9 protein-coding genes and 1 riboswitch are annotated in these 16,265 nt (G+C 38.5%); of the genes, 3 read left to right on the top strand and 6 right to left on the bottom strand.

Going from position 1 to position 16,265, the window contains the following annotated elements; translation table 11 throughout:
• The first annotated feature begins 113 nt into the window (after nt 1-113).
• Nucleotides 114-1,007: a lipid kinase YegS gene (yegS, locus tag SB028_RS11480; RefSeq protein ID WP_069367579.1), complete on the top strand. Its 894-nt coding sequence runs from the start codon at nt 114-116 to the stop codon at nt 1,005-1,007.
• Nucleotides 1,008-1,056: 49 nt separating this feature from the next.
• Entirely contained in the window at nt 1,057-2,106 is a 1,050-nt protein-coding gene (fbaB, locus tag SB028_RS11485; RefSeq protein ID WP_069367580.1) for a class I fructose-bisphosphate aldolase, read from the top strand.
• Nucleotides 2,107-2,184: 78 nt separating this feature from the next.
• Here the strand turns inward: fbaB and SB028_RS11490 are convergent, their stop codons facing one another.
• From SB028_RS11490 to thiD, 5 genes are all read right to left on the bottom strand, one after another.
• Nucleotides 2,185-3,540, bottom strand: a complete 1,356-nt coding sequence (locus SB028_RS11490; RefSeq protein WP_077885084.1) for a hypothetical protein — start codon at nt 3,538-3,540, stop codon at nt 2,185-2,187.
• Nucleotides 3,537-9,791, bottom strand: coding sequence for a protein kinase domain-containing protein (locus tag SB028_RS11495; RefSeq protein ID WP_318859387.1), 6,255 nt, complete (start codon nt 9,789-9,791; stop codon nt 3,537-3,539). The genes SB028_RS11490 and SB028_RS11495 overlap by 4 nt, the downstream gene beginning before the upstream one ends.
• A gap of 17 nt (nt 9,792-9,808) precedes the next feature.
• On the bottom strand, nt 9,809-10,438 hold the full coding sequence (locus SB028_RS11500; RefSeq protein WP_069367581.1) for a 4Fe-4S single cluster domain-containing protein: 630 nt from the start codon (nt 10,436-10,438) through the stop codon (nt 9,809-9,811).
• Nucleotides 10,438-12,276, bottom strand: coding sequence for an AAA family ATPase (locus tag SB028_RS11505; RefSeq protein ID WP_069367582.1), 1,839 nt, complete (start codon nt 12,274-12,276; stop codon nt 10,438-10,440). The genes SB028_RS11500 and SB028_RS11505 overlap by 1 nt, the downstream gene beginning before the upstream one ends.
• A 158-nt stretch (nt 12,277-12,434) precedes the next feature.
• The gene (thiD, locus tag SB028_RS11510; RefSeq protein WP_069367583.1) at nt 12,435-13,232 is read right to left on the bottom strand and encodes a bifunctional hydroxymethylpyrimidine kinase/phosphomethylpyrimidine kinase; all 798 of its coding nucleotides are present in this window, start codon (nt 13,230-13,232) and stop codon (nt 12,435-12,437) included.
• Between the two features lie 51 nt (nt 13,233-13,283).
• Nucleotides 13,284-13,373: riboswitch (TPP riboswitch) on the bottom strand.
• Nucleotides 13,374-14,124: 751 nt separating this feature from the next.
• Between thiD and pagP the strand changes: the two genes are divergently transcribed.
• Nucleotides 14,125-14,760, top strand: coding sequence for a lipid IV(A) palmitoyltransferase PagP (pagP, locus tag SB028_RS11515; protein WP_069367584.1), 636 nt, complete (start codon nt 14,125-14,127; stop codon nt 14,758-14,760).
• Between the two features lie 110 nt (nt 14,761-14,870).
• Here the strand turns inward: pagP and SB028_RS11520 are convergent, their stop codons facing one another.
• Nucleotides 14,871-16,253 (bottom strand): amino acid permease, encoded by a 1,383-nt coding sequence (locus SB028_RS11520; RefSeq protein WP_069367585.1) that lies wholly within the window; start codon nt 16,251-16,253, stop codon nt 14,871-14,873.
• Nucleotides 16,254-16,265 lie beyond the last annotated feature (12 nt).

Below are 16,265 nucleotides of genomic sequence, written 5' to 3' on the forward strand. Positions count from 1 at the left end.
TATCCTCCCTTTTATATAAAACGCCTCCTTTTCGTTATCATTTGTAAAAAAAATAGTAATTTTCTTGATATCCATTACCTTTAAAAGAGTGATTCAATCAAAAGGACTCATCAATGAGTAAAATTAGTTTGCTAATCATTAATGGAAAAAGCGCTAACAATAGTGCATTGAGAAACGCCGTTTACCAATTACGTGATGAAGGTTTTAATCTCCAAGTAAGGGTGACTTGGGAATCCAGTGATATACACCGTTTTGTACAAGAAGCTATCGATATGCAAGCCGAAACGGTGATTGCCGCGGGAGGCGATGGAACGATTAATAGCGTTGTATCTGAACTCATTCATCTCTCTCCCTCATCGTTACCAACACTGGGCATTATTCCATTAGGCACAGCAAATGATTTTGCGACTAGCGCACAAATTCCTCGCGATATGGAAAATGCCCTTAATTTAGCCGTTAAAGGCCGCTCAGTCCCTATTGATGTTATCTCTGTGAATAAGACGCACTATTTTATCAATATGGCATCAGGTGGCTTTGGAACCAAAATCACAACAGAAACACCTAAAGCGTTAAAATCAGCCTTAGGTGGAGCCGCCTATTTTATTAATGGCCTTTTAAGTATCGATTCGTTAAAAGCGGATTATTGCACAATTGAAGCGGAAAATTTTCACTGGGAAGGTGAATCACTCATTCTCGGTATTGGTAATGGTCGTCAAGCAGGAGGAGGACAACAACTCTGTCCCGACGCTTTAATTAACGACAATAAACTCAATATTACGATTGTTGAAGCACACGAATTACTCCCTTCTCTTTTGAATAGCCTGTTTGATCGTAAAAAAAATGACAAGATAATCGAGCGTGAAAGTCATTGGGTAAACATTAGTGCTTCTCATGAAATGGTCTTTAATTTAGATGGAGAACCCCTTTTAGGGAATAAATTTGAATTTATTGTGTTACCTGAAGCGATCCACTGCCGGTTACCGCCTCAATGTGACTTGTTATCTTAATGTAGATAAATGACAATCACTCTCATCTCATCATGAACTGGAGTATGTAATGACTGATATAGTAAGTTTGTTAGGCGCTGATGCAAAATCATTATTAGAACATCGTTGCCAAACTATCCCAAATGAAAATCTCTACCTGCCAGGTTTTGACTTTGTTGATCGTGTTATGATTGATAACAATCGCCCTAATAGCGTGTTACGTTCAATGCAAACCCTGTTTAATCATGGACGTTTAGCAGGAACGGGGTATCTGTCTATTCTCCCTGTTGACCAAGGCGTTGAGCACTCTGCTGCCGCCTCTTTTGCCGCAAACCCACTCTATTTTGATCCAAAGAATATTGTTGAATTAGCCATTGAAGCGGGTTGTAACTGTGTTGCTTCTACTTATGGTGTTTTAGCGTCTGTTTCTCGCCGCTATGCACACAAAATCCCTTTTCTTGTGAAATTAAACCACAACGAAACCCTAAGCTACCCAGCGCAATATGACCAAACCTTGTATGCCAGTGTAGAACAAGCCTTTGAAATGGGTGCTGTTGCAGTGGGTGCAACCATTTACTTTGGTTCACAAGAAAGCCGTCGCCAAATTGAAGAGATTTCAATGGCCTTTGAGCGTGCTCATGAATTGGGTATGGTAACCGTATTGTGGGCTTATTTGCGCAATCCAGCCTTTAAGAAAGATGGTGTAGATTACCATTCAAGTGCTGATTTAACCGGTCAAGCAAACCATTTAGCCGCGACGATTGGCGCTGATATCGTTAAACAAAAAATGGCTGAAAATAATGGTGGCTTTAAAGCGATTGGTTTTGGTCATACTGATGAGCGTGTTTACACCAAACTCACCACTGAAAATCCAATTGATTTAGTCCGTTACCAATTAGCAAACTGCTATATGGGTCGTGCGGGATTAATTAACTCTGGTGGTGCGTCAGGTAATAATGACCTTGAGGATGCAGTTCGTACCGCTGTCATTAATAAACGTGCGGGTGGTATGGGATTGATCTTAGGGCGTAAAGCGTTCAAGAAATCAATGAAAGACGGCGTTGCGCTAATTAATGCAGTACAAGATGTGTATTTAGATAAATCAGTCACTATTGCTTAATTGGTAGGTTTAAATGTGGAAGCCACTCAAATGAGTGGCTTTTTACTTATTATTTATTTTTTACTTATCATTTATTTTTTACCGACTGAATGTTTTTGGTTTTTGAGCTTGTGTTACGGCATGTTGATGTGCAGTATCTTCATTCTCAATCACTTTCATTACGTTGTGCCCTGCCGGCAATGCTCGCTCAATCAATAACTCGGCGTGCGACTTCGCCAAAATTTTTTGCAATTGCTGATGCTGACCGCACCAAATGGCATCAACATCTTTATCACGCGTTGTATCACGTTGGTGTGTTAACGCCACCGTTCTCGCTTGGAAACGTGCCTGCCTTCCGCCTAACTCTAAACCATAATCAGGAATTGTGGCATGAGGTACAACAACTTGCCCATTATCAAGCCATGAATTAACTGCATTTTCATGCACCACATAACCCAATTCACTTAAACCAGCCAATACTGCCTCACATTGCTGTCTCATCGAAAGTTGCTGTTCATGAGTTTCAATGGCCTGTTTTAGCTTTGTGATCATTACATCAAGTTGCTCGGCGGTTGCTAATGAAGCAACCGCTTCTGTTTCTCGACTAAGCGTCAACATCTGTTTATCATCAAAGCTTTCAATCTCTGCACATAAACGTGTTAATTCTTCCATTAATTCAATACGTTTTACACTATTACGCAAACTTTCAGCGATATTCATGATCATTGAATCAGCTAATAAACGCTGTTTTTTACTATCAAAAAGCGTCTGCATTTCAATAAGCTGGCTTGCATTATCATTCGCTTCTGCTTCATTGCCCACCAGTCGTAATTTTTCAATCATCAACTCAATTTGGTGACACTGTTGTGCAAATGAGCATTGAGGCTCGCCACCTTGCCATAATTGTTGGGTATATACAGATTGCGCTTTTAATTGCGTCAGTAATTCTGTTTGAGCGGGACTTAGTTGCCCTTTTTGCGCATCAATTTCACCCGTTACACGAAATAGCAATAAGCTAATTTCTTCAGCACTCATATTGTCGCTGTGTTCAATTTCAGTCATTAAAATACTGTTGGATGCTAATTGTGATTTTAATTGTTTTAACAGTGCCGATGATTTTTGTTTACCTTGTTGGATATGACGCGCAAGCGCTTTTTCTTCAAGCACTTGTTCGCGTAAATTTTTCATATCTTGTCGTAATGGCACAATAAACTGGCTTAATTTATCCGTTAATCGGCTCACTGATTGTGCATCTAATGCATTCAATTGCTGGTTATCTTTAACTAAGGCATTAAAGGTAGATTCGATTTGGCTCACTCTTTCATCTTGATATGTGAGTTGTTCAACTAACGCCTTCCATTGCTTGACGTATTTTTTGCTATGCGCTAATTGTCGCTGATAGCGGATAACCGTGGTTTCTTTCACAGAAATATAATGTACTGATGAACTCATCATTTACTCACTTTTTCATTCAGTAAAGAGGCATGTTGTAAAGCTTCAAGAAGTTGTTGTTGCGCTTCTTGACGATGATAAAACCATTGTGTCAACGAAACACGATAATGATAAGGCACCACTTTACGCAAAATCTCTTTTCGCCATAACTCACGTGCACACGCCTGAGATAACCACTCATGTTGTGGCATATCGCACTCAATGCCCATCAGTAATTGACCTTGCTGCTCATCTTCAATTAAACAGTCAAAAGAGAAAATACCCGCTTGTTGTGATGGTGCAATATGATATCCCTGAGATTGAATAAAGCGAGTTACATCAATAATAAATTGATCGTTTGACTGATCTTGAGTGACCACACTAGCTTGCGTACGACTGAAACGAGCTAATAAACGTTTATTTTCCTCTTGTTTATTAATCTGATGGCAATGACTCGCGTAAGTCAAATAGCCTTGTAAATAATCACGAGGAATTTCAGGATGTTTATTGGTGCTTAATAAGTCAGAGATTTCATCAATCGGCATTGATGACATGATCACCACTTGCTTTTTCGCTCTAGTGATAGCGACGTTTAAACGACGCTCTCCCCCAGTTTGCCCTAACACACCAAAATTACGCCTAAAGGTACCTTGCATATTGCGACCAAAAGTTGTCGAAAACAAAATAACATCTCGCTCATCACCCTGCACATTTTCAACGTTTTTCACAAAAAACGACATATCTTCATCGTTATCCAAGCGTGCACATTCTTCCGTGTAAGCCTTTAAAAAATCCATATCATAGTTATTGCGATCAAGAATATGCTGATTAATTAATTGAGCTTGTTTTTGATTAAACGTCACCACTCCCACAGAAGGACGTTTATGAAAAGGCGTTTGCCATAAGGTTGCTAAATGCTCAACGATCGCCAAAGCCTCTTTTTCATTGGTTTGATTAACATAGGTGCCATTGATCGCCATAAAATGTAGCGGTTTTACTCGACTAATGGTTTTCGCTGAATGTTGAGCTGGAATATTTAGCCGATTTTCATAAAAGGCATAATTGGAGAAATTAATTAACTCTCGAAATGCCGAACGATAATGAATATCTAAAGTATGAATCGGCAATACCGTTCGAGCGAGATGAAGTAAATCGGGACAATGGCAAATTTGGCTTGGATCCCATTGTTCACTGTTTTTCTCTTGTTGTTCATCTTCCTCGTTATCATTATCTTCGTCGTCTTCATTTTCATTAAATTTACCACTGAAGAAAGATGAAGGTGGCATCTGTTTCTCATCACCGCTCACAATGGCTTGTTTACCGCGATATAATGTCGGTAAGGCAAATTCAATTGGCATTTGTGAGGCTTCATCATAAATAACGCTGTCAAAAAGTCCGGCTTTTAAGGGGAGTATTTGGCTTGCCACATCTGGTGTCATCAGCCAAATAGGACGTAATTTTAACAATCCCATTTGTGTCGCTTTATCAATAAATTCGCGTAACCGTAATGATCTTGGCCCTGTTAAACGCGTTATTGTTTCCCAATGACGCGCATTTTCAATTTTTGATAACTCGATATTTTCAGTTAACAACTTGCGATTAATATTTTGTAATTGCTGATAATTTTCCGTTAATTGTTCAATATATTCCTGCAATTGTTGAGCCGTAGTCTTTAATACCGTGTTTTTTAATTCAATCTCAGTTTTGACTGCGACATAAAACAGATAACTCAATATTGCTTTTAAAGGCGCTACTGGATCAGAAAGTGAACTTTCACTTTCTTCTATTAACTGGCGCGATAATGATAAAACTTGCCAATCATCGTGGGAAAAATGCGCCGTTTTTTCTCGAAATAACTGGAACTTGCCTAAAAAAGGCAAACTTTGGACTAATTGCTGTAATCGAGTTGTCAGCAATTCACCTTTGTTAATCGCATCATAAAATTGCTGATAACATTGTTCGGTGAGGGTTTCTTGTAAGTTTGCTAATTTAGCGAGACTTACTTGCTGTGTTTTAGCACGAACAATAGCATTCTCAATTTCTAAACATTGCTGTTCAAAGCCCTGTTTTTTGGCTGATTGAATCGACTCAACAAAATGTTTAGGCTGAGGATATAACGCTAATATCGCAATATCATCATCACAAGCTTTAAGCTCCGTGATCACACTATTAATAGTGTCCTGCCATGGCGTATTTTGTAGATCAAGGCGCTGTTCTAGCCCTAGTTGTTGATAAATAGGTTGCAATTCTTGATACAACAAACGCCATTGTTGTTCTGTGGTGATCGTTTTATGTAGCGTAATATAGTGCTCGACTTTATCGCCTATACCACTTTGTGCAATAAAATCTTTTAACTTACTGTTCCTACTATAATAATAAGGATTTAAGAAGCGTAAAAATGAGGGAGTGATCTTATCAGCCACCGCTCTTGATAGCGTCGCTAATGTTGCATTATCTAATGGCGCGAGTAAGCGGAAAATTAAAGGATCGCAACCTTCACTATCAATTTGCAGTAAACGTTTTTCTAATTGCTCCAATTGAGCAATGATCTGTTCTCCTTTATTTTGCTTACCTTGTTCATTTAAAAACAGCGTTAACCAATGCGATAAATTATCCCATTGTTGCTCATTGTGAGTTTTTAACTGCTGTTTGCACTGCACTAGTGTTGTTTCGTGAGTGGTTAATTTATCAATTGTGATTTGTTGATAAGGCAAACTATATGCCATATCACGCTGTTTTTCTGCTTCGATAAACAACGTAATATTTTCATTAAATTGGCGATATAACGTACTTTCAGGTGAAAACAATACAACACCATTTAATGGTGTGTTTTCATAATTAATTGCATACCAGTCTAAACCATATAACGTTAAATTATCGATAAGCTGAACAAACGTTGTTTTATTATATTGAGAAAGCAGTGTGGTTAACGCATCTGAACTTATTGCTAATTTTTGTTGCGATTCTAATTCGAGTAGTGCAGACAACACTTCTCGGTATGAATAATCATATTGTTTATCCGTTCGGTATAACGCTTTATAGTAGGAATCTAACGTTGTTTCATAAAATTGAATTAAATTAAGCGTTCTATCACGATCAAAGGAAGTATCTTGCTTAACATCCGCGATCAATTGTCGCTTCCGCTCTAATGCCAATTGTTCTCTGATCGCTGAAATAATCTCTCGCCCTTTAGGGTTTTGATGAATAATCAGTACCCTATCTTGTAAACCATTTGCGACCAAGCGCTTATATACCACATCTAATGCAGCAGGCTTTTGACAAAGTACCAATGCTGTTTTTTGTCGCCCTATTGCATCAGCAATTAAGTTGACAATCGTTTGGCTTTTACCTGTTCCAGGAGGGCCTTCTATTAATAACCCCGTTTGCTTTCTTGCCGCTTGAATAATGGTATTTTGAGAAGGATCAGCCAAAGAGAGCAAATAATTATCTGCAAGTGGATCTTGTGTCTCTAAAGCTTGTGCCTGCGTATTTACTTTCAGCATGGTTGCAAGCGCAGTGCCATTGATTGGTAAATTAGCAATTTGTTGTAAATCAGCACTTATCATTTGCCCAATAAAAGAGGTGTGAAATAACACCGCAGAACAATGAATATAAGCACTGTTTTCTGGTATTTCCTCAGTTAATGAAGGTAACGGCCTTAATGAATGTTCCCCGGTGGTTAATAAGGATGAGAGCGTACTCATCATTTCACTGACACTCAAGCCCGTTTGTGACATTAAGCTATCGAGCACTTTTTGCCATTCATTAACCGCTGGAATACCGACAAAATTCGCAAGAGCAGGATTTAAACGTACTGATGCACGCTCTGTATCAAATGCAATTTGTACCGCACCTTGAGCGCCCCCCAAAATATTCATTGATATTGGCCACAAAAAAAGAGGGGCAATACGTGGCTTTATTTTATTGGGCTGTGTATTTAGCACTAAAAAAGGAAAGCCTAAATACATGCCATTAATACCTGTATCTCGTTGGTAAGACTGAGTATTAAGTTGTAAGAGCCACAAGCGATGATTTAATTTCTCACGTTGACGTAAAACGTCACCTTCTAATGAAAACAACCTTTTCTTGCGGTTAATTAAATGCTCAAGTAAGTTTGTCGCTTTTTCATTATCAAAACAGCATTCGGTTAAATCAACACGCCCCGCGTTTGGTGTTAAACGCATTCTAACTAAGTTACCGCGTTGACTTGTAGAAACTAATTTTTTAGAAAAAAAGTGCAATACTTCTAAAATATATCGTTGTGATCCAGGTATTTGCCATTGCTCAGCGGGAATGCAAAGCATGACAATAATATGGTCAAGAGGTAATCTGCGCGTTAAGAGAAAATCATCAGCCCATCTATCAATAATATCGTTATTAACACGCTTAAAATCCCCTATTCTTTCACTAAGTTGTTCAATAAGTTGATATCGAGGTGTGGCTAATAATATTTTTGCTTGTTGTTTATCAAACGTCTTAATCGCCAGGTTTCTCGCTAATTTAGCGGCATTATTCACCAGTGAATCTAGCGTAATATATTGCCCAATCTCAGCACTTAATAACAAAATATAGTCATTTTCATGCATATTCTTACGATCGATTAAAGCCCGTAGATTTTCATTATACGCATCCGGAAATTCTGCACGAATAATCTCCCAACGAGCGACTAATTGACTTAAAGACGTGATTAACAAATAAAGCTGTAAACTTTCTTCATTTAGTGGAATACGTTGTTGCAGTGCTCGTTCACGAACAGCGCATTGACGATAATAAAGCTGAACAAGCCAATGTGTCTCATCAATAGATTGCAGCTCAGTCGCAAGTGGCTGACAAATTAATTGATAACCTAATAAGGGATGCTCTAAAAGCCATGAAGGTGTAATGATCTCGCCACGGTAAATCAATGGCATATTAGGATTTAAAATTCTCAGTGCGAGTGTAAAACGTAAACTTGGCTCAATATCTTGTTTTTCAATTAATGCCTGCAATTGGGTAATTTGTTTGCCACGATTATCAAATTGGCTTAACCAAGTCGTGATTTCACCATGAATAAGCAATGCCGTTGCTTGATCCCAATATTGTGCTTGTGCCGCCACCATTGCAAATGTATCAGGCTGATTAAATAGCTGATCGGCAAATTGAAATTGATAATATTGCTGATTTCCATTGTTGTGATTAATATTCGGCGCTTGTACCGCTAAACCTTGTAGCCACGCATTAACTTCGTTCCATTGCCATCGTTGAAAGCGATCGCGGCAGAGCAAACCCCGTAAAAGTAATTGAATATTTGGATCTAAATCATCCGCTAACTCAACACCATTCGTCATTACTTGAATTAAAAACGCATTATCATGGACATGTTTAAAACAAGCTCCTTGCGTTAATTGCTCAAGTAAAATGATCCCTAAACTCCACCAATCTGATGCTGCCGAAACACCACCCGCTAAAATTTCTGGCGCACTATAACGTGAAATTTCAAGCGGCGAGACAATATCGAGATCGAATTCAGATAAACACGCCGAACCATACTCAATCACCACAATATCAAGGGGATCTCGAGAACGGATCATCAAGTTCGAGGGCTTTAAAGCACGATGACGCACACCATGTTCAGTTAATGCTGCAATAGCCGTACCTAATTCTGAGACTAATGCGTTAATTTCATTCGATTGCCAAAAATCACCGCGTTCAATGAATTGGCTTAGTGAGCCACCTTTTAATCGTTCGGTGACATGCCAAACACGATTCTCCCATCGACCCGTTTCATAAAATACTGGAATATGGTCAGTAGAGATCAGATTTAATACTTGATAAATAGCAGGATCAGGCTCTTCACCTTTAAGATAGAGTGTTAATACGCCTTCTTGCTCTGTTTTGATATTGCTTACGTTATAGCGTTCTCTTTCGCTATTAATAGAATTGATACGTTGTTCAAGACGCCAATCACCAATCAATCTAAACGTTTCATTATCGCTAACGGCGTTATTTTCAATCTCATCAGCCGGATCAGCACCACATTCAAAACAGATAAAATCGTCTTCTCCCATCAAGTGTCCGTTAATACACTTTCTCGGCTGATCGTGATGAAGATCGGGCGTTATTGTAGCGCTCTCGATAGATGAAGATATTGGCGGAGATGGACGCCATCCAGACTCATGAATAGGTTCAATTGTTAGATCCCATCCACACGGTTTTTCATTAACCTGTCCTGCACAAAAAATCTCGGTTAACTGGCGCTCCGTTTGGCAGTGAGGACAAAAACGTATCATGGCCATCCTTTATTCCATCTCTCTTATCTTTTTATCTGTTTTAATTGAACATCTTGTTGTGTTAATACTTCACGCAACCGAGCCATATCACCCTTTTGAGGAATACCTGTAAGATAAATACGCCCTTGGTTATCCATTGAGAGATCAAGCACTTTATCTTCTTCTGTCACATGTCGTTCAAAAGCGCTAAAACGCGCACGTCCCATCGCCGTTAAACAATGAAGTTGCTGATTATCACTGCCTCGTAACATCAAACTTTGTGTAGTTTCTGCTTGATATCGACCGCTCATTAACGCATCAATTAAACCTGACATTTTAGTCACTTGAGGTGCTATCTCATTCCAGTGATAACCACTGTAAATAAAAATATCCCCCGTAAATTGCTGACGTAGCGCTATTAATAACGCATAAAGCGCCTCTGGTTGTTCAAAAGGTTCACCGCCAGAAATCGTAATACCATCAGCAAATGCAAACCAAGGTTGAATTTGTTGAATAATTACATCAACCGTGACACTTTCGGCTTTTCTTTCCCATGTATCTGGTGATAAACAGCCTTTACAACGCAAAGAGCACCCTTGAAACCAGATGCCAATTCGTTTTCCTGGTCCTAATGTTGTCACTGGGAAATGAAGCCGAGATAAACTGATCTGCATTAATTTGCCTGCGGCACTAAAATAATATTGGTCGTTTCACCTATTTGAATATCAGCAATTTGATAGGCTTTTCCTACCGCTAAATCACTGTCAAAAATGGCTCTTGAGAGAGGATTAATAAGATAAACCTCTAATTGGTTACGAATACCACGACCGCCATTTGATAAATCAGATAAACAGTAGAATTTTAACGTCGATTTAGCCGTTTCTGATATCGATAATGTGAGTAATTGTTTATCAAGGCTAGATAAGATATTTGCTACCATTTGTTCAAATATCTGCTCAGCAACATCTTCCCGAATAAAATCAAATACAATAATATTTTCACCAATACGGTTTAATAATTCAGGTCGATTTAAAACCAATTTAAAATGGCGCTCTATTTCACTTTTTACTTTACGGCTGACATTTTCAAAAGGTTCATCAGGTAGAACATTCGCGACTCTTTCACCATTATTATCAACACGGTAGATCCCAAGATTTGAGGTAAATATAATTAAGGCTTCAGAAAAATAAACGCGGTCGCCACGTCCTGATGTTAATACCCCATCATCAATAATCTGGAGGAATTTATCCATTAAATGAGGATGCGCTTTCTCTATTTCATCAAATAATACAACGCTAAAAGGCTTTTCGCGAATAGCATTGGTTAATTCACCGCCAGAGTCATAACCCACATAACCCGGAGGCGCACCAATTAAACGTTGATCAGCATGTTCGGCACTAAATTCAGACATATCAAAGCGAATATAGGCACTTTCATCACCGAAAAGCAATTGAGTAACCGTTTTTGCTAACTCAGTTTTACCGACACCAGTTGGTCCCGCTAAAAACAACACTCCTCGTGGTCGTCCTCCTTTATTGCTACCCACACCCGTCATGGCACGCTTAATAATATCTAATAAATGCGTGACTGCATGTTGTTGTCCTTTAACACGACGCTGTATAACTTGTGGTGCATTACGAATTTTTTGTTTATCGATTTTTTGCCAAGGATCTTCTGTAATACCTACCTTGTAACGCCTTACTGCATCACTAATTCGCGTTATTTCCACTTCTTCAATCCGCGCTAATTGCACTATTGCCACTAAATCCAGCAGTAATAACCCTTCTGTTTCATCGATAAAATCATTAAGAAGCGACGCTTTTTCATTCTCAACAAGTAATGAAAACCCTGCTAACGACATCAATAAATTGGGTGCCAACACTCTGCGGATCTGACTATCGGGTTTTGCGACAGGAATGGCTCGAATTCGAGGATTATTAACAGTAAACCAATCGGGTAAATCAGTTTCTTTTTCTACGATCCAAAAAATACTATTGAAGAAAGGTTGATTATATTCGCCAGCAGGTCTCGCTTTAGCTTGATGCGAAGTCATTAATGCTCGCGTAAATAAGTTATGTTCAGCAGGCATAAGATTATCACGATGAGAAAGCAAGCAAGAGGCAAAATCAATACATAGTGCAATCGGCTGACCAGTTATTGTTTGCCATTTTTCTAATACACTATTTAGGCTATCAATATTACCTGGCGCGCGATCACCTGTAACGGTTAATCCTAACTGTTGCATTAACATTGCACCATCTTGCAAAGAGAGCGTAGGATTCGCGATCCATTGAAACCCCGTTAACGGCGTATAAGTGATGATATGAATATAACCTACTTCATACAAACTGTTATAAAGCGTCTGGTTAAAAGGCAATGGCGTTATAATATTAGGCGCAACTTCACTGGCTTGTAAGTCACGTACATTACCAAATAACACAAACTGACTTTTCAATGGAATAAAGCGAAGTAAATCACGTAACCAGCGTGGTTTTTGAAAAGCAGTATTCATATCATCCCTCATTGAAAATAAAATATATCTTACCTTAATTCCTCAATATACGGGCTGTTTATATTGAGAATAGTGTTAACTCTCTGAAGCGTCCGATCATAAAAATGAAAATAGAGCCATAACGACTCTATTTAAGATAAGTGTTGTTGTAATCAACATTACCACCAGCGATGAAAATGGTGTACGGGACCGAAACCTTGTCCAACGTCTAAACTGTCTGCATGTTCTAACGCTTGCTGTAAATAGATTTTTGCTTGTTCAACACAAATTTGCCAATTAGAAACCTGGGGACGAATAGCGGCTAAAGCAGCCGAAAGAGTGCATCCTGTGCCGTGGGTATTTTTCGTATTTACGCGTTTGGAGGTAAATCGCCACTCGCCATCTTGAGTAAATAACCAATCAGGGCTTTCATTCTCCGTTAAATGACCGCCTTTCATCAACACCGCTTTGCATCCTTGTTTTAGCAATGCATAACCTTGTTGCTTCATCGTTATTTCATCTTGAGCAACTTCACAACCTAATAGTGCTGCTGCTTCAGGTAAATTAGGTGTGATCAAATCAACCAGAGGCAAAAGCTGATTAATCATTTTATTCATTGCATCAGGCTGTAATAGAGGATCACCACTTTTTGCAATCATTACGGTATCAAGTACAACAAAGGGGATCGCATATTGCTGAAGTTTGTCGCAAACCACATCAATAATCGAGGCATTAGAGAGCATACCAATTTTGGCGCTATCAATTCGAACATCAGACAAGACAGCATCTAATTGAGCGGCAACAAAATCAGGGGATAAATCATAGACACGACGAACACCACAGGTATTTTGAGCAACAAGTGCTGTCATTACTGTTGTGCCATAGACACCCAGTGCGGAAAATGTTTTCAGATCGGCCTGAATACCTGCACCACCACTCGGATCAGTGCCTGCGATAGACAATGCATTGAATCTCACTGATTAACTCCTCCTTTCACCAGTTACAGAAAAGTCGGGCTCTGTTAATCAGCAGAGTTACCTTGACTTCCCTACGCTGGCATTATCCAGATCAGGTTATACGGGTTCATCTCAGCCAATAAGGCGCCCCGAGCCAAAGCCTGTAAATTCAGGCGATAAGGAGTATCGCATGCTCAAGATAAAGATGCTAGTTTGATAGCGAATCTCAACTTATTAACGCCCTGTTTTTAAGATTTGTGATCCAGTAAGAGAAATCAGCAAAGGCTATATATAATAAATAACCTATTCACCTCATGAAAGGGTGTAAACAATGATGCTTTAATTTACACGCCCTCAACATCGGATTATTTGTATAAAACACACATTACACCCCCGTTGTGCCACTTAAACCTAAACGTTTTATAAACCAATACAGAATTTTTCTTTTTTTTATTTAACTCTTCTTAATCGTTATTCTATTATCCTGCTGGAAATTAATCTATTTTTATAACCTGATGTTATTAATATTAAATTTATCTCAATATTTTAATTAAGTGATAAAAATAGATACTTTATAGATTTTTCCTGTTGAAAGTAACTAAACCTAAATTATATCTTTCAGGACTCATTTATCAGCTATTTATTTCAAATCTAATAAAAGCTTAATTTTCCATTAAAAACAATACATTATTATAAAAAATAACAGCCTTTAATATCAAAAAAAATTTCGTTCATAAGTACAATAAATCTATTTATTTTCTTCTTAACCGATTCTAATCCCTTAAGATTTTATTTAAGAAGTCAAGTTTCAGATACCTCTTATCTTAAATACTTGTCGATTAAATAACACTATTAATAATGTTTATTTGTCATCACTAGAAACACTGTTTATGCCGTACTCGGAGTTATATTTATGTCATCATCCTATTTTCACCCTAGCGTATTAGCTACAACGCTGTTTTCTCTTGCGTTAACAACATCCGCTTTCGCTTCTGAAAATAATACAAATACCTATCAGACTATTACGACAGAAAACCAACAAGTCACCAGTAAGTCATCTCCGTCTAATAATGAAGAGAGCTACTGGGGAAAATTCAAACGTAATATCAATCAAACTTGGGATAGCGACCAATATAATTACTATTTACCTGTATGGACTTGGCATAACCGTTTTACTTACGATAAAGAAAAAACAGATCGCTATAACGAAACACCTTGGGGCTTTGGTATGGGTAAATATCGTTATGACAATGATGGTGATTGGCACTCTCTTTATGCAATGGCATTTATGGATTCAAATAACCGTGTACAGCCTATTATGGGCTATGGTTTTGAAAAAATGTGGTATCCCGGTGATAAAGACGGCTTTCGTATGGGGGCAGGATTTACACTAAGTATTACAGCGCGTCATGAATACAACTATATTCCTATGCCACTTCCTTTACCGCTAGTTTCTGTTGGTTACGGGCATCTTTCACTACAAGCCACCTATGTGCCAGGGACTTATAACAATGGTAACGTCTTATTTGCTTGGTTACGTTGGCAGTAATGTCATTATTTTGCCGATCAGAATAAGTGCGAATAATAAAAATAGAACATAAAAAAACGCATCTTAATGATGCGTTTTTATTATTCAACAGAGGCTCAATCTATAATAACTTAAATATCTTGACTTGCTTGAACACGATTAGACGTTTTCTTCATACGGGAAATCTTAAATCCAACCCATAAGAATGCAATCCAGAATGGCATTAAAATTACTGAAATATTCACTTGAGGCATAAATAAGATAATCACTAAAATCATGCATAAGAAAGCAAGGCAGATATAGTTACCATAAGGATACCAAAGTGCTTTAAAGAAAGGCTCTATACCCTCTTTCTTTTTTGCAGCTCTGAATTTTAAATTCGCCAAACAGATCATAATCCAGTTAAGTACCAAGGTGGTAACAACTAACGCCATTAATAGCTCTAACGCTTGCTCAGGTAATAAATAATTAACTAAAATCCCTAATGATGTCGCAATAGCAGACAAAAGTAACGACACAACGGGTACACCACGTTTATTAATGCGAGACAGTGCATGTGGTGCATTACCTTGTTTTGCCAAGCCATAAAGCATACGACTATTAGAATAAACACCACTGTTATAAACAGACAGTGCCGCAGTTAATACCACTGCATTTAAAATATTCGCAATTAAGAAATTATCCAAGTTATGAAAAATCAGGACGAATGGGCTTTCACCTTTTACGACTTGAGTCCAAGGATAAAGTGAAAGTAACACTAGCAACGAACCAATATAGAAAATTAAAATACGATAAACAACTTGATTAGTCGCTTTCGGGATACTGACTTTTGGATTTTCAGCTTCAGCCGCGGTGATCCCCACCAGCTCAAGTCCACCAAAAGAGAACATCACAATGGCTAATGCAGACATAAAGCCCGTAAAGCCATGAGGGAAAAAACCGAGCTCCCATAAATTGCTAATCGAAGCTTGAGGGCCACCATTACCACTGGCTAGTAAGTAGCTCCCAAATAAAATCATGCCAACAATTGCCAACACTTTAATAATGGCAAACCAGAACTCTGTTTCACCATACATTTTAACGTTAATCAAATTGATTAAGTTGATTGCTACAAAGAAGATAGCAACGGACACCCAAACAGGAATATCAGGTAACCAATAGTTAATGTATTTGCCTGCTGCGGTTAATTCTGCCATACCGACAAGAATAAACATCACCCAATAGTTCCAGCCTGATAAGAAGCCAGCGAATGGGCTCCAATATTTATTAGCAAAGTGACTAAACGAACCCGCAACTGGCTCTTCGGCAACCATTTCGCCTAATTGGCGCATGATCATAAACGCAATAAAACCACCAATAGCATATCCTAATATTACTGATGGGCCTGTCATATTAATAGTTTGCGCTATACCAAGAAACAGACCAGCGCCGACAGCACCACCCAGCGCAATTAGCTGGATATGTCGATTTTTCAGACCGCGCTTAAGTTCTGTCTGTTGCGACTCTCTCGCCATACATCCTCTTCT

Origin of the sequence: Proteus vulgaris (assembly GCF_033708015.1) — a bacterium.
Taxonomy (GTDB): domain Bacteria; phylum Pseudomonadota; class Gammaproteobacteria; order Enterobacterales; family Enterobacteriaceae; genus Proteus.

Excerpts from the sequence above, each read along its gene's own strand:
- SB028_RS11505 (WP_069367582.1), bottom strand. The coding sequence starts at position 12,276 with ATGAATACTGCTTTTCAAAAACCACGCTGGTTACGTGATTTACTTCGC.
- fbaB (WP_069367580.1), top strand. The coding sequence starts at position 1,057 with ATGACTGATATAGTAAGTTTGTTAGGCGCTGATGCAAAATCATTATTA.
- SB028_RS11490 (WP_077885084.1), bottom strand. The coding sequence starts at position 3,540 with ATGATGAGTTCATCAGTACATTATATTTCTGTGAAAGAAACCACGGTT.
- SB028_RS11500 (WP_069367581.1), bottom strand. The coding sequence starts at position 10,438 with ATGCAGATCAGTTTATCTCGGCTTCATTTCCCAGTGACAACATTAGGA.
- pagP (WP_069367584.1), top strand. The coding sequence starts at position 14,125 with ATGTCATCATCCTATTTTCACCCTAGCGTATTAGCTACAACGCTGTTT.
- SB028_RS11495 (WP_318859387.1), bottom strand. The coding sequence starts at position 9,791 with ATGGCCATGATACGTTTTTGTCCTCACTGCCAAACGGAGCGCCAGTTA.
- SB028_RS11520 (WP_069367585.1), bottom strand. The coding sequence starts at position 16,253 with ATGGCGAGAGAGTCGCAACAGACAGAACTTAAGCGCGGTCTGAAAAAT.
- yegS (WP_069367579.1), top strand. The coding sequence starts at position 114 with ATGAGTAAAATTAGTTTGCTAATCATTAATGGAAAAAGCGCTAACAAT.